The sequence below is a fragment of the Aminobacter sp. AP02 genome, from assembly GCF_003148805.1.
In the GTDB taxonomy this organism is placed as follows: Bacteria; Pseudomonadota; Alphaproteobacteria; order Rhizobiales; family Rhizobiaceae; genus Aminobacter.
The window spans coordinates 60,461-81,187 of the sequence record NZ_QGGX01000012.1; the positions used below are offsets into that span (position 1 = coordinate 60,461).

Annotated in this window: 22 protein-coding genes; 13 read left to right on the forward strand and 9 right to left on the reverse strand. The window is 61.0% G+C overall.

Annotation, left to right across the window (positions count from 1 at the left end; genetic code table 11):
• Positions 1-119 precede the first annotated feature (119 nt).
• The 3 genes from rpsI to C8K44_RS16460 all read right to left on the reverse strand — a co-directional run bounded on the left by rpsI (position 120) and on the right by C8K44_RS16460 (position 1,742).
• Entirely contained in the window at positions 120-596 is a 477-nt protein-coding gene (rpsI, locus tag C8K44_RS16450) for a 30S ribosomal protein S9 (RefSeq protein ID WP_109576888.1), read from the reverse strand.
• Between the two features lie 2 nt (positions 597-598).
• Positions 599-1,063 carry a 50S ribosomal protein L13 gene (rplM, locus tag C8K44_RS16455; RefSeq protein ID WP_109576889.1) on the reverse strand — a complete coding sequence of 155 codons (465 nt, stop codon included), beginning with the start codon at positions 1,061-1,063 and terminating at the stop codon, positions 599-601.
• A gap of 214 nt (positions 1,064-1,277) precedes the next feature.
• Positions 1,278-1,742, reverse strand: a complete 465-nt coding sequence (locus C8K44_RS16460) for a PaaI family thioesterase (protein ID WP_109576890.1) — start codon at positions 1,740-1,742, stop codon at positions 1,278-1,280.
• 159 nt (positions 1,743-1,901) lie between these two features.
• Here C8K44_RS16460 and C8K44_RS16465 point away from each other — a divergent pair, with 159 nt between their 5' ends.
• The 5 genes from C8K44_RS16465 to C8K44_RS16485 all read left to right on the forward strand — a co-directional run bounded on the left by C8K44_RS16465 (position 1,902) and on the right by C8K44_RS16485 (position 5,577).
• Positions 1,902-2,723, forward strand: a complete 822-nt coding sequence (locus C8K44_RS16465; protein WP_109576891.1) for an enoyl-CoA hydratase — start codon at positions 1,902-1,904, stop codon at positions 2,721-2,723.
• A gap of 2 nt (positions 2,724-2,725) precedes the next feature.
• Positions 2,726-3,148, forward strand: a complete 423-nt coding sequence (locus C8K44_RS16470) for a VOC family protein (RefSeq protein WP_109576892.1) — start codon at positions 2,726-2,728, stop codon at positions 3,146-3,148.
• 63 nt (positions 3,149-3,211) lie between these two features.
• Entirely contained in the window at positions 3,212-3,733 is a 522-nt protein-coding gene (locus C8K44_RS16475) for a CoA-binding protein (RefSeq protein WP_109576893.1), read from the forward strand.
• A 146-nt stretch (positions 3,734-3,879) separates the two neighbouring features.
• The gene (locus tag C8K44_RS16480) at positions 3,880-5,163 is read left to right on the forward strand and encodes an O-acetylhomoserine aminocarboxypropyltransferase (RefSeq protein WP_109576894.1); all 1,284 of its coding nucleotides are present in this window, start codon (positions 3,880-3,882) and stop codon (positions 5,161-5,163) included.
• A gap of 69 nt (positions 5,164-5,232) precedes the next feature.
• Complete coding sequence (locus C8K44_RS16485; protein WP_199227116.1) at positions 5,233-5,577, forward strand: cupin domain-containing protein; 345 nt, start codon at positions 5,233-5,235, stop codon at positions 5,575-5,577.
• 3 nt (positions 5,578-5,580) lie between these two features.
• On the opposite strand, the gene C8K44_RS16490 is transcribed toward C8K44_RS16485, so the two are convergent.
• Both C8K44_RS16490 and C8K44_RS16495 read right to left on the reverse strand, forming a co-directional pair.
• Positions 5,581-6,234: a CatB-related O-acetyltransferase gene (locus C8K44_RS16490; RefSeq protein ID WP_109576895.1), complete on the reverse strand. Its 654-nt coding sequence runs from the start codon at positions 6,232-6,234 to the stop codon at positions 5,581-5,583.
• A gap of 146 nt (positions 6,235-6,380) precedes the next feature.
• Entirely contained in the window at positions 6,381-7,214 is an 834-nt protein-coding gene (locus C8K44_RS16495; RefSeq protein WP_109576896.1) for a hypothetical protein, read from the reverse strand.
• Positions 7,215-7,603: 389 nt separating this feature from the next.
• Between C8K44_RS16495 and clpP the strand changes: the two genes are divergently transcribed.
• From clpP to C8K44_RS16515, 4 genes are all read left to right on the forward strand, one after another.
• A complete protein-coding gene (clpP, locus tag C8K44_RS16500) occupies positions 7,604-8,236 on the forward strand; it encodes an ATP-dependent Clp endopeptidase proteolytic subunit ClpP (protein WP_109576897.1) in 633 nt (210 codons plus the stop codon).
• Between the two features lie 301 nt (positions 8,237-8,537).
• Positions 8,538-9,812 (forward strand): ATP-dependent Clp protease ATP-binding subunit ClpX, encoded by a 1,275-nt coding sequence (clpX, locus tag C8K44_RS16505; protein ID WP_109577000.1) that lies wholly within the window; start codon positions 8,538-8,540, stop codon positions 9,810-9,812.
• Between the two features lie 272 nt (positions 9,813-10,084).
• Positions 10,085-12,499 (forward strand): endopeptidase La, encoded by a 2,415-nt coding sequence (lon, locus tag C8K44_RS16510; RefSeq protein ID WP_109576898.1) that lies wholly within the window; start codon positions 10,085-10,087, stop codon positions 12,497-12,499.
• A 185-nt stretch (positions 12,500-12,684) separates the two neighbouring features.
• Complete coding sequence (locus C8K44_RS16515) at positions 12,685-12,957, forward strand: HU family DNA-binding protein (protein ID WP_018427423.1); 273 nt, start codon at positions 12,685-12,687, stop codon at positions 12,955-12,957.
• 74 nt (positions 12,958-13,031) lie between these two features.
• On the opposite strand, the gene C8K44_RS16520 is transcribed toward C8K44_RS16515, so the two are convergent.
• The 4 genes from C8K44_RS16520 to C8K44_RS16535 all read right to left on the reverse strand — a co-directional run bounded on the left by C8K44_RS16520 (position 13,032) and on the right by C8K44_RS16535 (position 17,035).
• Positions 13,032-13,451 (reverse strand): DUF6636 domain-containing protein, encoded by a 420-nt coding sequence (locus C8K44_RS16520; RefSeq protein ID WP_245417513.1) that lies wholly within the window; start codon positions 13,449-13,451, stop codon positions 13,032-13,034.
• Between the two features lie 162 nt (positions 13,452-13,613).
• On the reverse strand, positions 13,614-14,708 hold the full coding sequence (locus C8K44_RS16525; protein WP_109576899.1) for a Xaa-Pro peptidase family protein: 1,095 nt from the start codon (positions 14,706-14,708) through the stop codon (positions 13,614-13,616).
• Between the two features lie 81 nt (positions 14,709-14,789).
• Positions 14,790-16,382 (reverse strand): ABC transporter substrate-binding protein, encoded by a 1,593-nt coding sequence (locus C8K44_RS16530; protein WP_109576900.1) that lies wholly within the window; start codon positions 16,380-16,382, stop codon positions 14,790-14,792.
• Positions 16,382-17,035 (reverse strand): XRE family transcriptional regulator, encoded by a 654-nt coding sequence (locus C8K44_RS16535; RefSeq protein WP_109576901.1) that lies wholly within the window; start codon positions 17,033-17,035, stop codon positions 16,382-16,384. Before C8K44_RS16535 ends, C8K44_RS16530 begins: the two co-directional genes overlap by 1 nt.
• Positions 17,036-17,253: 218 nt before the next feature.
• Between C8K44_RS16535 and C8K44_RS16540 the strand changes: the two genes are divergently transcribed.
• Genes C8K44_RS16540 through C8K44_RS16555 form a run of 4 tightly spaced genes read left to right on the forward strand, consistent with a single transcriptional unit; the run spans position 17,254 to position 20,727 of the window.
• Complete coding sequence (locus C8K44_RS16540) at positions 17,254-18,255, forward strand: ABC transporter permease (protein ID WP_245417518.1); 1,002 nt, start codon at positions 17,254-17,256, stop codon at positions 18,253-18,255.
• A complete protein-coding gene (locus tag C8K44_RS16545; RefSeq protein ID WP_109576902.1) occupies positions 18,255-19,160 on the forward strand; it encodes an ABC transporter permease in 906 nt (301 codons plus the stop codon). The genes C8K44_RS16540 and C8K44_RS16545 overlap by 1 nt, the downstream gene beginning before the upstream one ends.
• The gene (locus C8K44_RS16550) at positions 19,157-19,987 is read left to right on the forward strand and encodes an ABC transporter ATP-binding protein (RefSeq protein WP_109576903.1); all 831 of its coding nucleotides are present in this window, start codon (positions 19,157-19,159) and stop codon (positions 19,985-19,987) included. Before C8K44_RS16545 ends, C8K44_RS16550 begins: the two co-directional genes overlap by 4 nt.
• Positions 19,984-20,727, forward strand: coding sequence for an ABC transporter ATP-binding protein (locus tag C8K44_RS16555; protein ID WP_109576904.1), 744 nt, complete (start codon positions 19,984-19,986; stop codon positions 20,725-20,727). The genes C8K44_RS16550 and C8K44_RS16555 overlap by 4 nt, the downstream gene beginning before the upstream one ends.

Here is a 20,727-nt window from a genome sequence, read left to right on the forward strand (position 1 = left end):
CCCATCGTTGGTGCCATCCGACCGACTGCAGTGATTATACGACATTTGCGCAAAGCCACAAAAAGAAAGGGGCCGGTCTGGACCGGCCCCTTGTGATTTCGCGAAGACAGTCTCGGCGCTTAGCGCTTCGAGAACTGGAAGCTACGACGGGCCTTGGCCTTACCGTACTTCTTACGCTCGACGACACGGCTGTCGCGGGTCAGGAAGCCGCCCTTCTTGAGCACGCCGCGCAGCGTCGGCTCGTAGTAGGTCAGGGCCTTGGAGATGCCGTGACGAACAGCACCGGCCTGGCCCGAGAGACCGCCGCCGACGACGGTGGCGATGACATCGTACTGGCCGACGCGGTTAGCCGCGACGATTGGCTGGTTCAGGATCATCTGCAGCACCGGGCGCGCGAAGTAAGCCGCGAATTCCTTGCCGTTGACGATGATCTTGCCGGTGCCCGGCTTCACCCAGACGCGGGCGATGGCGTCCTTGCGCTTGCCGGTGGCATAGGCGCGGCCGCTCTTGTCGAGCTTCTGGACGTGGACCGGAGCTGCCGGCTGTGCGGCTGCAGCGACGGTGCCGAGTTCTGCGAGCGAGCTGAGATCAGCCATGATTACGAGGCCTTCTTGTTCTTGGCGTTCAGCGCGCCGACGTCGAGCGTAACGGGCTGCTGAGCGACATGCGGATGGTCGGCGCCTGCATAGACGCGGAGATTCTTCATCTGGCGACGGCCGAGCGGACCGCGCGGGATCATGCGCTCAACGGCCTTCTCGAGGACGCGCTCCGGGAAACGGCCTTCGAGCAGCTGGCGCGCAGTGCGCTCCTTGATGCCGCCGGGATGGCCGGTGTGCCAGTAGTACACCTTGTCGGTGAACTTCTTGCCGGTGAACACGACCTTGTCGGCATTGATGATGATGACATTGTCACCGTCGTCGACGTGAGGCGTGAAAGTGGGCTTGTTCTTGCCGCGGAGGATGTTGGCGACGATGGTGGCGAGACGGCCGACGACGAGACCTTCGGCGTCGATCAGCACCCACTTCTTCACCACGTCCGCAGGCTTCTGCGAAAAGGTTGTCATGGTTATATGCTTTCGGTTCGGACCTTCCGGAGAAGGCGTTTCTTGTTGCTTTTATTGGCTCCGGGCAGCAGCCTTGGCCAATAACAAAAGCGGCGACCGTTTCGGGTCGCTGCTTTGGATGGGCTTATAGGTGAGCGTTAACGACGCGTCAAGCGCACGGAGTTGGCGTCCAAGACGAAAAGGATAGTGAAAACAATACGATAATGAATAGGTATTATTTTACCACATCGCCGTTACGCTTAGGTGGGATCGAATAGGTACCCGTGGCGTGCGCAACGGTGTGCCGGTCAGGTCCAGCGACGATGTCGATGTCGAACACCATCAGGCTCCTGCCCAGCTTCAAGATGCGGCAGTGGCCGTCGATCGGCCCGGCTTCGGCCTTGCGCATGAAATTGATGTTGAGATTGGTCGTGACCGACAGCGCGTCGGGGCCGGCGTGGCTGAGCACGCAGACATAGCCGCCTATGTCGGCAAGCGTGAAAAGCGACGGACCGGAGACAGTTCCGCCCGGCCTTAGATGGCGCTCATCGGCATTGAGCCGCACTGTGCAGCCACCCGGAAACACCTCGGTCACCTGATAGAAGTCATAGTGCTCGTTGAGTTGCGGGTAGACCTCCTCCAGCAGTCGGTTGACCTCGGCGGCTGTCATCAGCGGCTTCAACCCATTCTGCTCTGGCATGTTCGATCATTTCCCCCGGGCCGGATGCTGCGTTCCGGAATCTGCTTCTCACCAGTCGTTACCAAGACATAGTTGGGAACTAAGGTTCAAGGCTGCGCGTATAAGCCTATGGTTCGACACAGGCGATTCTTTCGCCTCTCGAATCCAAAGAGGGACACTATGGCAGAAATCGTCGCTATCAAGCGCAGCGAACCGGAGGGGCCGGTCTGGTCCAGGCTTGAGAAGGGCGTCTTGCGCCTGACGCTCGCCAATCCGCCGGCCAATGCACTGTCGCTCGAGACCATGGCAGCGCTTCAATCGCAACTCGATGGCGCCCGCGACGACCAGGCGGTTCGGGTGATCGTGCTCGCCGCGACCGGCAAGGTGTTCTGCGCAGGGCACGATCTCAAGGAAATGACCGCGCATCGAGGTGACGCGGATCGCGGACGCGCCTTTTTCGAACTCACTCTGCAGCGTTGCTCGACGCTGGTGCAGTCAATCGTCCGACACCCCAAGCCGGTGATCGCCGAAGTCGATGGGCTGGCGACAGCGGCCGGCCTGCAACTGGTGGCCAGTTGCGATCTCGCGATCGCTTCGGATCAGTCCACCTTCTGCACCCCAGGCGTCAATATCGGCCTGTTCTGCTCGACGCCGATGGTCGCGTTGTCGCGGAACGTTTCGCGCAAGCAGGCGATGGAAATGCTTCTGACCGGCGAGACGATCGATGCCACGGCCGCGCGCGATTTCGGTCTGGTCAATCGCGTGGTGCCGCGGGAGTACCTGAATCATATTGTCGGGAAATACGTTCAAACCATTGTTTCGAAATCACCCTTGACGCTGAAGATCGGCAAGGAGGCGTTCTACGCCCAGGCCGAGATGGGATTGGCGCAAGCCTACGATCATGCCTCGCGGGTAATGGTCGAAAACATGCTGGCAAAGGATGCCGAGGAAGGAATCGGCGCTTTCATCGAAAAGCGCGAAGCGGAGTGGAAGGGGGAATAGGCGTGGAACAGCGGATTTCGCTTGTGACCCTGGGGGTCGACAACCTTGATCGTGCCATACGCTTTTACGAAGCGATGGGACTGCAGCGGAATACGACGATCACGGAAGGAGTTGCGTTCTTTCAGATGGGTGGGCTGGTGCTCGGTCTCTGGGGACGTGACCAACTGGCCACTGACGCGGGTGTTGTGGGTTCCAAAGGTAGTTTTTCAGGCATGTCGCTTGCCTACAACACGCGTTCCGAGGCCGAGGTGGACGAGGTTCTGGCCCATGCCGAGCGCGCCGGTGGGCGTATCGTAAAGCCGGCGCAGCGCGCGTTCTGGGGCGGCTGGTACGGCTATTTCGCCGACACCGAGGGCCATCTGTGGGAGGTGGCGCACAATCCCGATTTCCCGATCGCCGAGGACGGCAGTATCTCGTTACCGTGATGCGCGTCGCCTTTGCGTGGCCCGCTGAAAACCGGTATTCCAAACCGGCGAACGAGGACGGCCATGAACCACGACGCCTATGACAATGCCTATATCGCCGGCATCTTGAATTCGGTCCGCACGATAGCGGTGGTCGGGGCCTCGCCCAACGACGTCAGGCCGAGCTTTTTCGTCACCAAATATCTGATCGACAAGGGCTACGAGGTGTTTCCGGTCAATCCGGGTCATGCCGGCAAGGAGATTCTGGGTCGCACGGCATATGCCAGTCTCGCTGACATCCCCACCGCAATCGAGATGGTCGACATCTTCCGGGCGTCGGCTGCGGTGCCCGGCATCGTCGATGAGGTGCTCGATCTCGATCCACTGCCAAAGGTAATCTGGATGCAGCTGACCGTGCGCCATGACGAGGCGGCAGCGCGCGCCGAGGCGGCCGGCATCAGGGTCGTCATGAACCGCTGCCCCAAGATCGAATACGCCAGGCTTGCCGGGGAAATCGGCTGGACTGGCGTCAATTCAGGCGTGCTTTCGTCGAAACGGCCGATGATGCGCGAAGGTTTCCAAAGCTACGGCATTCGCGAAAAATAGTCGCAGCAATATCCGCTCTCGCCGCAGTGCAATAGAAAAACCGTGCGGCAAGTCAGGTGCGAGCTGGAATATTCGTCTTTGCTTTCTGGCACCGGCTCCGCCAAAGATAACCGCCGAATTCGACTGACATACCCTTGGAGGAACAAATGTCCCAGCGCGCTCCTGGTTTCAACACGCTTGCGGTCCACGCCGGCGCAAAGCCCGACCCGGCAACCGGCGCTCGCGCCACGCCGATCTACCAGACCACATCTTATGTGTTCGACGATGCCGATCACGCCGCTTCCCTGTTCGGGCTGAAGGCCTTCGGCAACATCTACACCCGCATCATGAACCCGACTCAGGCGGTGCTCGAAGAGCGTATTGCGGCCCTTGAAGGCGGCACCGCTGCCCTCGCGACCGCCTCGGGCCACGCTGCGCAGTTGCTCGTGTTCCACAACCTGATGCGCCCGGGCGACAATTTCGTCGCAGCAACCAGGCTCTACGGCGGTTCCATCAACCAGTTCGGCCATGCCTTCAAGAATTTCGGCTGGGAAGCCCGCTGGGCCGACACCAACGACATCTCGAGCTTCGACAAGCAGATCGACGGCAAGACCAAGGCCATTTTCATCGAGAGCCTGGCCAATCCCGGCGGCACTTTCGTCGACATCGAAAAGGTGGCCGACATCGCGCGCAAGCATGGCCTGCCGCTGATCGTCGACAACACGCTGGCGAGCCCGTATCTGATCCGCCCGATCGAGCATGGCGCCGACATCGTCGTTCATTCGCTTACCAAGTTCATCGGCGGCCACGGCAATTCGATCGGCGGCGTCATCGTCGATGGCGGTACCTTCGATTGGTCGAAATCGGGCAAGTATCCGATGCTGTCGGAGCCGCGCCCTGAATATGGCGGCGTCGTGCTGCATGAGACTTTCGGCAATTTCGCCTTCGCCATCGCCGCGCGCGTGCTCGGCCTGCGCGACCTTGGGCCGGCGATCTCGCCGTTCAACTCGTTCCTGATCCTGACCGGTCTCGAGACGCTTCCGCTGCGCATGCAGCGCCATTGCGACAACGCACTCACCGTCGCTGGCTGGCTCTCCGACCATCCCAAGGTCGAATGGGTGGCCTATCCCGGCCTCAAGAGCGACAAGAACCATGCGCTGATGAAGAAGTACTCGCCCAAGGGCGCCGGTGCCGTCTTCACCTTTGGTCTCAAGGGCGGCTACGAAGCCGGCGTCAAGTTCGTCGAGGGGCTTGAGCTGTTCTCGCACCTTGCCAATATCGGCGACACCAAGTCGCTCGTCATCCACCCGGCCTCGACCACCCATCGCCAGCTCTCCGATGAACAGAAGGTAGCTGCCGGTGCCGGACCGGATGTTGTTCGCCTCTCGGTCGGCATTGAGGATGTCAGCGACATCGTCGCAGACCTCGAACAGGCGCTGGCCAAGGTCTGAGCGGCCATGCAAGAATTGGCCCCGGCAGCGTTGCGCTGCCGGGGCCTTTTGCTGTTTGGGAGCTGGATATTGCCGAGATTTCTCACCATCGACGTTAGCGGTATCGAGCCGGAAAATGGCGCCCCTGCCGAAGGCCGATTGATTTCGGGCGATCCGAAATTTCGAACCTGGAATACCGAGGAAGCCGATGGCGGGCTTTATGCCGGCATATGGGAGTCGACGCCCGGCAAATGGCTCATCGAATATGACGAATGGGAATTCTGCCACATCCTGTCGGGTGTCTCGGTGATCTCCGAAGACGGCGGCGAGGCCCGCACGGTGCGGGCCGGCGACAGTTTCGTGCTGAGGCCTGGCTTCAAGGGAAGCTGGGAAGTGCTTGAAACGACTCGCAAGCAGTACGTGATCCGGCTCTGAGCTTCAGTTCTGTTCAGCGTCGAATTCTCCGGACGCTGCTACCAGTGCATCGATCTTGCTAGCGCATAGCTGCGACTTCAGCGCCTCGAATTTATCCGCCGGCCATTGGTAGACCTGCAGCGCGAGCAGTTTGTCGACCGTGGCTTGGGGAAAACGGGTCTTGATCGGGGTGGCCGGATTTCCCGCGACGATCGTGTAGGGCGCCACATCCTTCGTCACGATGGCGCCGGAAGCGACGATCGCGCCTTCGCCGATGTTCACACCGGGCATGATCATCGCACGCATGCCAATCCAGGCACCGTCGCCGATGATCGTGTCGCCCTTGCCGGCATAGGCATCAACGATGAACTCCGGGAAGGGATAGAGGCTGAACCAGTCAGTCCGGTGGGTGTGGTTGCCACCGAGCAGGATCACCGCCTCGGCGCCGATGCAGACATAGTCGCCGACATGCAACTGGTCGATCGGCCAAGCGGGTTCCCACGCTTTCAGGCTGTAGTCGTCGCCATAGAGATAGCGCACTACGCTTTGCTCGAACGAACCCGTCCAGGCATCGCTGTAGTAGCTGTGCGTCCCGCGAATATGGATGTTCGGATTTGTCACGGTCTCGTGGAGATATTCCACTTTGGACCAGTGCTTGCTGCTGTCTTGCTCGGCCATGCCAGGTTCCTGTCGATATGGAGTGCCCACGCTCCCGCGGTCAGGCGCTGCCATGTACCTGTGGGGGACGAACCCATCAACCCTCCTTACTCCAGCCTCCCAGCCAGGGAAGGCAGAGCATCCACGGTATTGTGCGAGTGCCACCTTCATTGCGGCTTGCAAACGACCTGCGGCCGGGTGGTGAGGTTTGGATGCTCGGCCAGGGATTCTGGTAGAAATGCCTGGTTGCGGTAGGACCAGTTCAGGATGTCGCGCCCAACGCCGGTGTCGACCACCAGAAGGCCATGATTTTTCAGGAACCTCGGGCCGTTTCGGCCTCTGTTGCGCGGCTCGCGGAAGGTAAGCAGCGACAGATCCAAGGCGTTTTCAGCGGTTTGAGGTCCCGATTGAATGCAATACGGACGACCGTTTGCGCTCCTTTGCGCCTCTTCGAGTACGACGGACGCGGTGAAGCCGGCGAGGGCAATCGAGGCGGTCGCCGCCAGTGCGACTACGACGCAGCTGACGCTATAGGGGTCTTCGGCCAGTGGCTTCGACGCACCGCGCCTGCGCCAAATCGCTTGCTGCAAAGACGCTACAGCGCAAGCCGTGAGCAGGACGAATACCACGTCTCCTCGCCAGCGATTGAAGATGCCGAGCCCAAACAGAAGCACCGGGATGGCTGGAGTTGTGGCAAGCAAAGCCAATAGTCGGTCACGGTGAGAGGTGGGTGCTTTGGCCGCGCGGAACAGAAGCAGCACCGACCCCGCAGCAAACATTGCTAGGAGTCCGAGCACCACAGCGCTGGCGGCAAGCGAGGCCAAGCCCAGGCGGTCATCTGCGGCAATTAGAGACCCATACAGCACTGCTGCGATCAGGCATGCGTTTAGCGTGAACATTGCGAAGGATATCGGCCACCTTGCAACTGCGAGACTGAAGGTCGTCAGCAGCAGAGGCACGTAGATGATCAGGAGTGTTGTGAAAATAATGTCGACATGCATGTTCCACCATTATCAGGTGCGCCATTTAAGTGTAGCTTCGAAAGAGTCTTGGAGATGTCTTCGCGCCGTGATTGTCTTGATGGCGGTTAGAACCGCATCTTTGGCGAAGTCTGCGATCGAGCCTGGTTCTTGCCGATCGGGCCAAAAGTTGCCGGCAACGGCGCAAGTACCAAACTAACGCATTGCTGGAACTGCAATCGAGCCGGGGGCAATCGCAGGCCGTCCTTGCCATCGAGCCAGCTGTAGCGCCGAAAGTTAGCGGAAGCTGAAATCATGCGTGCTTACCGGCCTTGCGCAATGGTGAGGCGGCATCCTATTTACAGGGCAAAGCCTCTGAACCGATTCTGCCCGTCCGGCGCCGGAATCCCATCACGATAAAGGGATAGTCGATGAAGAACCCCGTCGAAACATACATGAACCTCGTTCCGATGGTGGTCGAGCAGACCAACAGGGGCGAGCGCGCCTACGATATCTTCTCGCGCCTCCTCAAGGAGCGCATCATCTTCATCACCGGCCCGGTCGAGGATGGCATGGCAACGCTCGTCTGCGCGCAGTTGCTTTTCCTTGAAGCCGAAAACCCGAAAAAAGAGATCAACCTCTACATCAACTCGCCAGGCGGCGTGGTGACTTCGGGCATGGCGATCTACGACACCATGCAGTTCATCAAGCCGGCTGTTTCCACCCTGTGCATCGGTCAGGCGGCCTCGATGGGCTCGCTGCTGCTTTGCGCCGGTCACAAGGACATGCGCTTTGCCACGCCGAACGCCCGCATCATGGTGCACCAGCCTTCGGGCGGCTTCCAGGGCCAGGCCTCGGATATCGAGCGTCACGCCCAGGACATCATCAAGCTCAAGCGCCGTCTCAACGAGGTCTATGTCAAGCACACCGGCAAGGACTATGAGACCATTGAAAAGACGCTCGACCGCGACCATTTCATGACGGCTGATGAGGCACGCGACTTCGGCCTCATCGACAAAGTCATTGAAAGCCGCGACGCCGCTGAGGGTGCTACCGCTTCGTGATTGGGCCCTGCGACCTGCCAACGAGGTCACATCTCGCATTTTTGAGGTGCTCTGCGGCATTTCGGACACATTTTGCTGTTCCCTCGGCGAAAGCGGCAGCCTACGTTAAGGCTGCGTTGAGCTTCGACGGCTTAGCGTTGTTCAAGGGTGCCGCGACTCGTTGCAGCGACTTCTGGAATGTGAGTGATACGGAGCTCGTTGCGGCGGCCAGGGAATGGCGGTGGCGGCGTCCGTCGTTAGATTGCATATGCGCCCACGAGCCAGTCCATCGGCCGGGCGGCAGTGAAAGGACTTGGACAAGATGAGCAAGGTCAGCAACGGCGGCGGCGACTCCAAGAACACGCTCTATTGCTCGTTCTGCGGCAAGAGCCAGCATGAGGTACGCAAACTCATAGCCGGTCCGACCGTCTTCATCTGCGATGAATGCGTCGAACTGTGCATGGACATCATCCGCGAGGAAAACAAAACCTCGATGGTGAAGTCGCGCGAGGGCGTGCCGACACCGCAGGAAATTCTCAAGGTTCTGGACGACTACGTCATTGGTCAGCCCTACGCCAAGCGCGTGCTGTCGGTGGCCGTCCACAATCACTACAAGCGCCTGGCGCACGCCTCGAAGAGCAATGACGTCGAATTGGCGAAGTCCAACATCCTGCTGATCGGCCCGACGGGCTGCGGCAAGACGCTGCTTGCCCAGACGCTCGCCCGCATCATCGACGTGCCGTTCACCATGGCGGACGCCACGACGCTTACCGAAGCCGGCTATGTCGGTGAGGATGTCGAAAACATCATCCTCAAGCTCCTGCAGTCGGCCGACTACAATGTCGAACGCGCTCAGCGCGGCATCGTCTACATCGACGAAATCGACAAGATTTCGCGCAAGTCGGACAACCCGTCGATAACCCGCGACGTGTCGGGCGAGGGCGTGCAGCAGGCGCTTCTGAAGATCATGGAAGGCACTGTCGCTTCCGTGCCGCCCCAGGGTGGCCGCAAGCATCCGCAGCAGGAGTTCCTGCAGGTCGACACGGCCAACATCCTGTTCATCTGCGGCGGCGCCTTCGCAGGCCTAGACAAGATCATCTCGGATCGCGGCCGCAAGACCTCGATCGGCTTCGGTGCCACGGTCGCTTCGCCGGAGGATCGTCGCAGCGGTGAGGTGTTCCGCCTCGTCGAGCCCGAGGATTTGCTGAAGTTCGGCCTGATCCCCGAATTCGTCGGCCGTCTGCCTGTTCTGGCGACACTCGAAGACCTGGATGAGCCCGCGCTGATCCAGATCCTGACCGAGCCGAAGAACGCACTGGTCAAGCAGTACCAGCGTCTGTTCGAGATGGAAAATGTCGACCTGACCTTCCACGAGAACGCGCTGTCGGCGATCGCCAAGCGCGCCATCGAGCGCAAGACCGGCGCACGCGGCCTGCGTTCGATCATGGAAGCAATCCTGCTCGACACGATGTTTGAACTTCCCGCGCTCGAAGGCGTGCAGGAAGTGGTGATTTCGGAAGAGGTGGTGACCGGCAGTGCTCGGCCGCTCTACATCTATTCCGAGCAGTTGGAAAAGAAGGGCAACGTCAGCGCCTGAGGCCTGGCAGTCTCGCCTTGAACCGCTCCAGCGAACGGCGCCCCAGCGGCGCCGTTCGGCGTTTTGAGGTCCGCCAGGCAAGGTCTTGTACACGGCAGCGTGTTTGGCCTTGATGTTTACCCGGCGAAGCTCCAACTAACGGAGAAGAGGCGATGGGTGGGTTTTCGTGCTGTAATGCCGCGCGGTAATCGGCGGTAGGCGGAACCGTCCATGGTCGTTAATATGAGATTCGCGGTTGGCGCTCGCGCGGCTGCGAAATGAAAGGTTGGACAATGGCCAAAATATCCCGCTCTTCCAGCGAAGGTACCTTCGCGGTCCTGCCGTTGCGCGACATTGTCGTGTTCCCGCACATGATCGTCCCGCTTTTTGTGGGACGTGAAAAGTCGATCAAGGCTCTGGAAGAGGTGATGGGTCAGGAAAAGCAGATCCTGCTTGCGACCCAGATGAATGCCGCCGACGATGATCCCGAGCCGGACGCCATCTACGACATCGGCACGCTCGCCAATGTGCTGCAGCTGCTGAAGCTGCCGGACGGCACCGTCAAGGTGCTGGTCGAAGGCACGACGCGCGCCAAGATTCAGTCCTTCACCGACAAGTCCGACTTCCACGAGGCCCACGCTCTCATCCTGAGCGAGCCGGCGGAGGAAGAGGTCGAGGTCGAGGCGCTTGCCCGTTCGGTGGTTTCCGACTTCGAAAACTACGTCAAGCTGAACAAGAAGATTTCGCCCGAAGTGGTTGGTGCTGCCAGCCAGATCGAGGATTACTCCAAGCTCGCCGATACGGTGGCCTCGCATCTTGCCATCAAGATCACCGAGAAGCAGGAGATGCTCGGCACGCTGTCCGTCAAGGAACGGCTCGAGAAGGCCATGGGCTTCATGGAAGCCGAAATCTCCGTCCTGCAGGTGGAAAAGCGCATCCGTAGCCGCGTCAAGCGGCAGATGGAGAAGACCCAGCGCGAGTACTATCTCAACGAGCAGATGAAGGCGATCCAGAAGGAGCTCGGCGAAGGCGAGGACGGTCGCGACGAGGCTGCCGAGATCGAGGCGCGCATCAAGAAGACGAAGCTGACCAAGGAGGCCCGCGAGAAGGCGGATGCCGAGCTGAAGAAGCTGCGTTCAATGTCGCCTATGTCGGCCGAGGCCACCGTCGTGCGCAACTACCTCGACTGGATCCTGTCGATTCCGTGGGGCAAGAACTCCAAGGTCAAGCAGGACCTCAACTTTGCCCAGCAGGTGCTTGATACCGACCACTACGGCCTCGACAAGGTCAAGGACCGCATCGTCGAGTATCTGGCGGTGCAGAGCCGCCAGAAGAAGCTGAAGGGCCCGATCCTGTGCCTCGTTGGCCCTCCCGGCGTCGGCAAGACCTCGCTCGGCAAGTCGATCGCCAAGGCGACCGGCCGTGAGTTCGTGCGCATGGCGCTCGGTGGCGTCCGTGACGAGGCCGAGATCCGCGGTCACCGCCGCACCTATATCGGCTCGATGCCCGGCAAGGTCATCCAGTCGATGAAGAAGGCCAAGAAGTCCAACCCGCTCTTCCTGCTCGACGAGATCGACAAGATGGGCCAGGACTTCCGTGGCGACCCTTCGTCGGCGCTGCTTGAGGTGCTCGATCCGGAACAGAACGCAACGTTCATGGACCACTATCTGGAGGTCGAGTATGACCTTTCGAGCGTGATGTTCGTGACGACGGCGAATACGCTGAACATTCCTGCGCCCTTGATGGACCGAATGGAACTGATCCGCATCGCCGGCTACACCGAAGACGAGAAGGTCGAGATCGCCAAGCGGCACCTGATGCCGAAGGTGATCCGCGATCACGCGCTCCAGCCCAAGGAGTTCTCCGTCTCCGATGAAGCGATCCGCGCCATCATCCAGACCTACACGCGTGAAGCGGGTGTCCGTAGCCTCGAGCGCGAGCTGATGAAGCTCGGGCGCAAGGCGGTCACCGAGATCATCAAGACCAAGAAGAAGTCGGTGAAGGTCACCGCTGCAAACTTGGACGATTATCTCGGCGTGCAGCGCTATCGCTTTGGCCAGGTCGAAGCTGATGACCAGGTTGGCGTTGTGACCGGACTGGCTTGGACCGAGGTTGGTGGCGAATTGCTGACGATCGAAGGCGTGATGATGCCCGGCAAGGGCCGCATGACCGTCACCGGTAACCTGCGTGAGGTCATGAAGGAGTCGATCTCGGCGGCGGCATCTTATGTCCGCAGCCGCGCCATCGACTTCGGCATCGAGCCGCCGACATTCGACAAGCGCGACATCCACGTGCACGTGCCGGAAGGCGCTACGCCCAAGGACGGCCCCTCGGCCGGCGTCGGAATGGCGACCGCAATCGTCTCGGTGATGACCGGCATTCCGGTGAAGGCCGATGTCGCGATGACGGGCGAGATAACGCTCCGTGGTCGCGTGCTGCCGATTGGCGGGCTCAAGGAGAAGCTGCTTGCAGCGCTTCGCGGCGGCATCAAGAAGGTGCTGATCCCGGAAGAAAACGCCAAGGACCTGGCGGAAATTCCGGAGAACGTGAAGAGCGGCATGGAGATCATCCCTGTCAGCCGCATGGGCGAGGTGATCAAGCATGCTCTCGTGCGCATGCCCGAGCCGATCGAATGGACTGAGCCGGTCGATGTGCCTGCTGCCACGTCGGATGCGGGTGAGGACGCGGGCAAGAGTTTTGCTCATTAAGTCGCATCTAAAGTTGCACTGACAAACGGAAAAGCCGGGCTCAAGCCCGGCTTTTTCATGTGAAAAACCCCGGAATTCCGGGATTCTTGACCCTTTTCGACTTGGTTGTGCCAGAACTTTTTTCTAAAGTCCCTGTCCAACCGGCTGAGTCTAATGTCCCGGTTTTCTCATGGAAGGGAATTTGAATGAACAAGAACGAACTAGTGTCCGCCGTTGCCGAGGCTTCCAAGCTCTCGAAGGGTGACGCGCAGTCCGCTGTCGACGCTGTTTTTTCCGTCATCACCGGCGAACTGAAGAACGGCGGCGACGTCCGGCTTGTCGGTTTCGGAAATTTCACCGTGTCAAAACGTGCGGAGTCGACTGGCCGTAACCCGCAGACGGGTGCGGAAGTGAAGATCCCGGCGCGCACGGTGCCGAAGTTCTCGGCTGGCAAAGGCCTCAAGGACGCGGTCAACTGATCGCTCTGCAGCCGATGTAAATGATTGAAAAGCCGGGCACGCCCGGCTTTTCTTTTGCCCGCAATTTCGAGGGATCAGTGGACCTCGGTCTTTGACCTGCTGATGAAAAAGCCGTGGCCGTCGTTACGGTTGCAGCGCAGCCCGGTCTTTGTCGACGTGCAGCTGAACGGCCCCTTTTTCCAGCTGTTGCCGTATTCGAGTGTGTGCGAGCCGTCGCAGCAGCCGGTGTCGCCGACATTGTCGTAACGCTTGGCCTTGCCTGCCTTTCCTAGGATGAACCTGAGATAGGTCGGCTCGATGCGGTCACAGCCGAGTTCCGGGCCGCCGTCCTCGGGCATGTAGACGTCCGAACCGCCTGCGGGCGTGTATTGGCAGCCGACATTGCCTGAGGGCATGTTGAAATAGACGAGGCCGCCATCGGCCGGAAATGTCTGCTCCGCCGCATGCGCCTCGAGCGACACCAGCGCGACAACTGCCAAGAGAAATGAACGCACAACTCCCCCGCTGCAACCGCTGCCATTGTTCGCGACGATATCATTTGCGTCGGGAGGTTGAACAGTCGGCCGTTCATACCGCCGCGGTAAGGGGCAGCCGGCATTCGGGCACAAAAAAAGGGCCGCTGATGCGGCCCTTCATGTGAGGTGGCTGCTACAGGCTCAGGCCTTGACTACGAATGCCTCGCGCGGCAAGTCCGACAGCACTTCCGCACGATTGCCGCGCAGGATGACGATCTCCTCGAGGCGCAGGCCGAACCGGCCCTGCAGGTAGATACCCGGTTCGATCGAGAACACATTGCCTTCGGTAAGGATCGTCTCGGACGTTCCAGTGATGTAAGGCGGCTCGTGGATGTCGATGCCGAGGCCGTGGCCGGTCCGGTGCAGGAAGAAGTCGCCATATCCTGCGGCCGCGATGACATCGCGAGCGGCCTTGTCGACCTCCTTGGCGGCGACACCCGGCTTGGCTGCGGCAATCGCTGCCTGCACGGCGCGCTCCAGAACGCCATGAACCTCGTCGAAGCCTTCCGGCTTTTCGCCGAACACCCCGACGCGCGTCATGTCGGAGGGATAGCCGTCCTTGCGGCCGCCGATGTCGATCAACACGGCCTCGTTGGCCTTGAGCTTGCGGTCGCCGGTGTGATGGTGCGGGAAGGCGCCGTTCTCGCCGAAGCAGACGCTGGTGAACTCCGGCTTGGCGCCATTGGCGGCGTAGAAGTCGCGGATGGCCTGTGCAACTTCGAGCTCGGTCACGCCTTCCCTGAGGGCTGCGAAGCCAGCCCGCATGGCGGCGTCATTGAGCACGGCGTTCATCTTGAGCAGCGCGTATTCGGCCTCGTCCTTCTGGCCGCGCAGGAAGCTCACCGTATCGGTGAGGAAGCCACGCTTGGCACCGGGCAAGGCGTCGATGACCAGCAGCGCGAAATCGGCGCGCATGGTTTCGTCGAGCGCGATCTTGAGGTTGCCGCGCTCAGCGCCGCAATCCTTGAGCAGCTTGGAAAGTGCCGCGCCGGGGCCATCAGCGTCGGACCAGGGGTAGAACGGAAGCTTTGTGTAGGGGCGCTGGCTGTCGACATTGAGTGCCGGCATCAGGAAGCCGGCGTGATCTTTGGCGACAATCAGCAGCACTGGACGTTCGTCGCCATGCGGCGACATGCCTGCAAGCCAGACAAGGTGCGAAGAGGGGCCGACGACCACAAGGTCGGTCCCGGTTTCAGCCATGCGCTCGCGCAGCCGCGCCATCCGCTCTTCGTACATTGTCTCTGCCTTCTTGGAGTTGGGTAGGGGGAGGAATTGGGACCGCGCGCGAGGAGCGGTCCCGGTAGCTGTTTGTGTTCGTCAGTTCTTCTTGACGAGACGGTAGTAGACGAAGTCGGAGGTCGCCCCGTTGACGTAGCCTTCGACGTTCTTCGCCCGCGCCACCTGGGTCGCGGCCTGGAACATGATGACGATCGGCGACTTCTCCTGCACCTTCTTTTGAAGGTCGACATACATGGCATTGCGCTTTGCCTGGTCAGGCTCGGCAAGTGCCGCCTTGGTTGCCTTGTTCAGCTCCTCAGGAACGGCCCATCCATTCCGCCACGTGGTGGTCGACTGATAGTGGCCGTCGGAGTTGTCTTCGTTGTAGGCGAAGGCCTTGGCGTTGGAGTGCGGGTCCATGAAGTCCGGACCCCAGTAGAGCAGCATCGCCTCGTGGGTGCGGGCACGGTACTTGGTGATCACCTGCGAGCCGGTGCCCGGGATGATGTTGAAGTTGATGCCGGCCTCGGCGAAGCTTGCCTGCAGCGACTGCGCCATGTCGGTGAACGGCGTCGAGTTGATGACGTCGAGCGTGACGTTGATCGGCGTCTTGATGCCGGCATCGGCCAGGATCTGCTTGGCCTTGGCCGGATCGTAGGTGTAGGGCGTCTCGTCGAGCGAACCGGGGAAGCCCGACGGCCAGAATGCCTGATGCGTCTGCATCTGGCCCTTCAGGAATGTGTCGGTCATGCCCTTGTAGTTGACTAGGTAGCGCGCGGCATCCCACACCGCTTCCGGCTGCAGGGCTGCATCTTTCTGGTTGAAGCTCAGGAAGTGCACGGCGGCCTGCGGATACGTCTCGGTGACCAGCGTGTCCTTGCCGGCGATCGTTGCGATCTGGTCCGAGGTCAGGTTCTTGGCCATGTCGACGTCACCCGATTCCAGCAGCAATTGCTGGGTCGCGGCTTCTGCGACGTGGCGGATGATGACGCCCTTGATCTCAGGCGCGCCGTTGAAATAGTCCGGGTTGGCGGCGAGGTTGATGATCTCGCCCGGGCGGAACGCCTTGAGCACGAACGGGCCGGTGCCTGCCGAGTTGGACTTCAGCCAGCCATTGCCCATGTCGCCACTGGCCTCATTGGCCTGAAGCGTCACGGCGTCGACCACCGAAGCCGGGCGAGCGGCGAGAACGTTCAGAACGAAGGCAGAGGCGAAGTCGCCTTCATACTTGATCACGACCTTGTTGCCGTCGGCCTTGACCATGGAATCGAAGTTTTCCGGGGTCCAGCCGAGCTGGGTCAGGATGAAGGCGGGCGCCTTGTTGAGCACGATCACGCGCTTGAACGAATAGACCACGTCTTCGGCGCGCAGCGGGTTGCCGGAGGTGAACTTGACGCCGTCGCGCAGCGTGAATGTGATGGTCTTGTTGGCGTCGTCCGCAGTCCATTCCTTGGCCAGGCCAGCCGCCAGCGTCTTGGTGTCGGCCGCATCGTATTGCACCAGGCGATCATAGGTCTGGGCGACATACTCGCCCGACGAGAACTCATAAGCCTCTGCAGGGTCGATACTGACGATGTCGTCGATGTTTTGCGCCACCACGAGCACGCCCGCAGGCGTCGCCGCAAGGCTGATTCCAGGCGTCATCGGCATCGCCAGAGCCGCTGCGAGCAGCGCGGCCTTGAACAGTTTCATCATTTTGTCTCCTTTTTGGTTCCCGTTATCTTCTCTTCGGCCCTTGAACCGCGAAGGGCCGGATGCTCCGTGCGTGACCTGAACATCGGCAAGGTGCCGGTCCAGAGCATGCGCGCGAACTTGTCGGTGTCGTTGGACCATGAATGCGGACTATTGCCGCGGAAGTGCAGGCTGTCGCCGGCCGAAAGTTCCATCTCCTGGTCCTCGAGGCGCTGGGTAATCGAGCCCTCGAGAATGAACAGGATCTCTTCGCCCTCATGGCTGACCGTCTCGGAGCGATAGCCAGGTGGAACGTTGAGGATGAAGGAGGACAAGACGTTGCCGGTGAAGTCGGCGGCAATGCGCTCGTAGACGATCGAAGAGCCGTCGACGGAGAATCGATTGCGTTCGGCGGAACGGGTCAGTCCGTCCTCCATGCTCGGCGTGGCGATGAAGTAATCCACACCCACATCGAGGCTGCGCGCAATTTGTGCAAGCGTACCGAGCGAAGGGGTGGCATGATCGCGCTCGACCTGGCTGAGGTAACCGACCGAAATGCCCGCGGCGTCACACAATTCCTGCAAGGTCATCGACAACTGCCGGCGGCGCGCACGGATCAGCGCGCCCACCTTGGGCTGGCTCGACGCCGCGTTCTTGCTGGCCTCCGAGGACACGCTTTTTTGCTCCCATCAAAATTTTTTTGATCTAAGCAAAATTATTTGTATAGTCCAAGCGGAATTTTGAGCGACAGAAGACATCCGTGCCGCGTCGTCGGCGCGCCAGAGGTGGTGGGAACAAAAACCGCGTGGCATCAGAAACCGACTCCGCCGTACAGGCGCTTCCAACAGGGCCCGGCGGCCCGTCGCGAAATGCGCGCAACGCCTGGAAATCAGTGAAAGGCGTGCTGGGTTTCCTGGTCGCTATCGCGTTTACCTTCCTTGGCCTGCTTGCCATCACCTTCTTCATCGGCCGCGTCGTGCCGATCGATCCTGTGCTTGCCGTAGTCGGTGACCGCGCCCCGCGCGCCGTCTACGAGGCCGCGCGTATCGAGATGGGCCTCGACAAGCCCCTGATCGTCCAGTTCTTCCACTATGTCGGCAATGTTCTGACTGGCGACCTCGGCATGTCGGTCTCCACCGGCAAGCCGGTTGTCGAAGACCTCAAGCGGGTTTTCCCGGCAACGCTGGAGATGGCGACGCTTGGCATCATGATCGGTGTGCTGCTCGGCGTGCCGATGGGTGTCTATGCCGCCAGCCGCCAGGGCAGCCTGCTCGACCAGGTCATCCGCGTTGTCGGACTGCTCGGCTATTCGATCCCGGCTTTCTGGCTCGGACTGGTCGGCCTGGCGCTGTTTTACGCCAAGCTGCAGTGGGTTGGAGGTCCCGGACGTCTCGACATCTTCTATGACGGCATGGTCGATCCGGTCACCGGGCTTGTGCTGATCGACTCCCTGATCGCCGGGGAAACCGAGATCTTCTTCAACGCCTTGAGCCATATCGCGCTGCCCGCTGCCGTGCTCGGCTTCTTCAGCCTGGCCTATATCGCCCGCATGACGCGTTCCTTCATGCTCGACCAGCTGGCGCAGGAATATGTCACCACAGCTCGTGTCAAGGGCGTGTCAGAGCGGCTTGTGCTGTGGCGCCATGCCTTCCGGCCGATCCTCGTGCCGCTCATCACTGTCATCGGCCTGTCTTATGCCGGCCTGCTTGAAGGCTCGGTCATGATCGAGACCGTGTTCTCCTGGCCCGGCATCGGCAACTACCTGACCACCGCATTGCTCAACGCAGACATGAATGCCGTGCTGGGGGCAACGTTGGTGATCGGCGCCGTGTTCATCGGCATCAACAAGATTTCGGACGTGCTCTACCGCGTCCTCGACCCGAGGGCACGCTGATGGCGACGACACGCGACTGGCTTCTCGACGATTCCCCGTCCTCACGCCTGCAGGCACGGCTCGGCCGCAGCTATCGCCTGAGCCATGCCCTTGCGCGCAATCCCTTGGCCATGGTCGGCGCGATCATCGTGCTGACGCTCATCCTGGTGGCGCTGTTTGCGCCATGGATCGCGACCCATTCGCCGATCGGTCAGGATCTCGCCATGCGGCTCAAGCCACCGAGCTGGGACAACTGGATGGGGACCGACGAACTCGGCCGCGACATCTGGAGCCGTGTCGTCTACGGTGCGCGTATCACGCTGATGATCGTGGCGCTGGTGGCTGTGCTCGCGGCACCCGTCGGGCTGATCGTCGGTGCCGTTGCCGGCTATTTCGGCGGCTGGACAGACCGTATCCTGATGGGCATCACCGACATCTTCCTGTCGATGCCCAAGCTGATCCTGGCGCTGGCCTTCGTGGCTGCCCTCGGACCCGGCATCCAGAACGCCATCATCGCCATCGCGATTGCCACCTGGCCGGGTTATGCCCGCATTGCCAGGGCCGAGACGCTGACGATCCGCAATTCCGAGTTCGTAGCGGCGGTCGAGCTTCAAGGTGCCTCATCCTTCCGCGTCATCGTCAACCACATCCTACCGCTGTGCACGTCGTCGATGATCATCCGCGTCACCCTCGATATGGCTGGCATCATCCTGACCGCTGCGGGCCTCGGCTTCATCGGTCTTGGCGCACAGCCACCGTTGCCGGAGTGGGGCGCCATGATCTCGCGCGGCCGCTCGTTCATCCTCGACCAGTGGTGGGTTGCGACCATGCCTGGCTTTGCCATCGTCATCGTCAGCCTCGGCTTCTGCTTCCTCGGTGACGGACTGCGCGATGTGCTTGATCCCAAGCATGGAGATCGGCAATGAACGCGCTGCTTGAAATCCGCAATCTGAAGGTCACGTTCCCCACGGCGCGCGGCCCGGTCGACGTGGTCAAGGGCCTGTCGCTGACGCTTGGCCGCGAACGGCTTGGCATCGTCGGCGAAAGCGGCTCGGGCAAGTCGATGACTGGTCGCTCGATCCTGCGGCTTATCCGTTCGCCCGGCCAGGTCACTGCTGATGAAATGACCTTCAACGGCACCGATCTGCTGTCGCTGTCCGAAAGGCAGATGCGTGCCATCCGCGGCGCCCGCATCTCGATGGTCATGCAGGATCCGAAGTTCTCGCTGAACCCAGTCATGACCATCGGCGACCAGATCGCCGAGGCGCTCCTGACCCATCAGAAGCTTGCGCGCAGCGACATCCGCAGCCGTACGCTTGCCATGCTCGAAGCCGTGCGCATCAACGATCCGGAACGTGTGCTCGGGCTCTATCCGCACGAAGTGTCGGGCGGCATGGGTCAGCGCGTCATGATCGCCATGATGCTCATCCCCGAACCGGACCTCCTGATCGCCGATGAGCCGACCTCGGCGCTCGACGTCTCGGTCCAGGCCCAGGTGCTCGAGATCATCGACGATCTGGTCAAGCGCAAGGGCATGGGCCTGATCCTGATCAGCCACGACCTTGACCTCGTCTCGGCCTATTGCGACCGTATCCTGGTGATGCGCAGCGGCGAAGTGGTCGAGGAATGCGATGCCGGCGAGCTCAAGAACGCCAAGCATCCATATACGCGCGGCCTGCTCGCCTCGATCCCGCGCATCGACGAAAGCCGCGACGAACTTCCTGTCCTTGAACGTACTGGGGCTTCGACATGAACGCGCTGGCGATCGACAATCTCGACATCTCCTACGGCGACTCGAAGGTCACCCACGGCATCGGCTTCAATGTCGCCGAGGGCGAGAGCTTCGCTTTGGTCGGCGAGAGTGGTTCAGGCAAGACCACCGTGCTCAAGGCGATTGCCGGCATGGCCAAGAGCTGGACCGGCTCCATCTCGGTCTTCGGTGCGCCGCGCAGCCATGGCATCGACCGTGGTTTCGCCAAGCAGTGCCAGATGGTGTTCCAGGACCCTTACGGATCGCTGCATCCGCGCAAGACTGTCGACGCCACGCTCAGTGAGCCGCTTGCCATCCACGGCATTGGCGACAGCGGCGCGCGCGTCGACGAAGTCATGCAATCGGTCGGCCTCGACCGCCGCTTCCGCTTTCGTTTTCCGCACCAGCTCTCTGGCGGCCAGCGCCAGCGCGTAGCCATCGCGCGCGCCCTGATCCTCAAGCCCCAGATGCTTCTGCTCGACGAGCCGACCTCGGCGCTCGACGTGTCGGTGCAGGCGGAAATTCTCAACCTGCTCAAGCGCCTGCGCCGCGAGCAGGGGCTGACCTATCTGATGGTCACCCACAATCTGCCTGTCGTCTCGTTCCTGTGCGACCGTCTTGCCGTCATGCGCCATGGCCGTGTCGTCGAGATCGCCGACGTCGACCAGCTCAAGCGCGGCGCGCTTGTCGATCCCTATTCGCGCGAACTCACCAAGTTCAGCGCGGCTCATCTCCAGAACTGA

Bases quoted from the DNA above. Each gene is read 5' to 3' on its own strand.
- rpsI (WP_109576888.1), bottom strand. From the start codon at position 596: ATGGCTGATCTCAGCTCGCTCGCAGAACTCGGCACCGTCGCTGCAGCC.
- rplM (WP_109576889.1), bottom strand. From the start codon at position 1,063: ATGACAACCTTTTCGCAGAAGCCTGCGGACGTGGTGAAGAAGTGGGTG.
- C8K44_RS16460 (WP_109576890.1), bottom strand. From the start codon at position 1,742: ATGCCAGAGCAGAATGGGTTGAAGCCGCTGATGACAGCCGCCGAGGTC.
- C8K44_RS16465 (WP_109576891.1), top strand. From the start codon at position 1,902: ATGGCAGAAATCGTCGCTATCAAGCGCAGCGAACCGGAGGGGCCGGTC.
- C8K44_RS16475 (WP_109576893.1), top strand. From the start codon at position 3,212: ATGAACCACGACGCCTATGACAATGCCTATATCGCCGGCATCTTGAAT.
- C8K44_RS16480 (WP_109576894.1), top strand. From the start codon at position 3,880: ATGTCCCAGCGCGCTCCTGGTTTCAACACGCTTGCGGTCCACGCCGGC.
- C8K44_RS16490 (WP_109576895.1), bottom strand. From the start codon at position 6,234: ATGGCCGAGCAAGACAGCAGCAAGCACTGGTCCAAAGTGGAATATCTC.
- C8K44_RS16495 (WP_109576896.1), bottom strand. From the start codon at position 7,214: ATGCATGTCGACATTATTTTCACAACACTCCTGATCATCTACGTGCCT.
- clpP (WP_109576897.1), top strand. From the start codon at position 7,604: ATGAAGAACCCCGTCGAAACATACATGAACCTCGTTCCGATGGTGGTC.
- clpX (WP_109577000.1), top strand. From the start codon at position 8,538: ATGAGCAAGGTCAGCAACGGCGGCGGCGACTCCAAGAACACGCTCTAT.
- lon (WP_109576898.1), top strand. From the start codon at position 10,085: ATGGCCAAAATATCCCGCTCTTCCAGCGAAGGTACCTTCGCGGTCCTG.
- C8K44_RS16515 (WP_018427423.1), top strand. From the start codon at position 12,685: ATGAACAAGAACGAACTAGTGTCCGCCGTTGCCGAGGCTTCCAAGCTC.
- C8K44_RS16525 (WP_109576899.1), bottom strand. From the start codon at position 14,708: ATGTACGAAGAGCGGATGGCGCGGCTGCGCGAGCGCATGGCTGAAACC.
- C8K44_RS16530 (WP_109576900.1), bottom strand. From the start codon at position 16,382: ATGAAACTGTTCAAGGCCGCGCTGCTCGCAGCGGCTCTGGCGATGCCG.
- C8K44_RS16545 (WP_109576902.1), top strand. From the start codon at position 18,255: ATGGCGACGACACGCGACTGGCTTCTCGACGATTCCCCGTCCTCACGC.
- C8K44_RS16550 (WP_109576903.1), top strand. From the start codon at position 19,157: ATGAACGCGCTGCTTGAAATCCGCAATCTGAAGGTCACGTTCCCCACG.
- C8K44_RS16555 (WP_109576904.1), top strand. From the start codon at position 19,984: ATGAACGCGCTGGCGATCGACAATCTCGACATCTCCTACGGCGACTCG.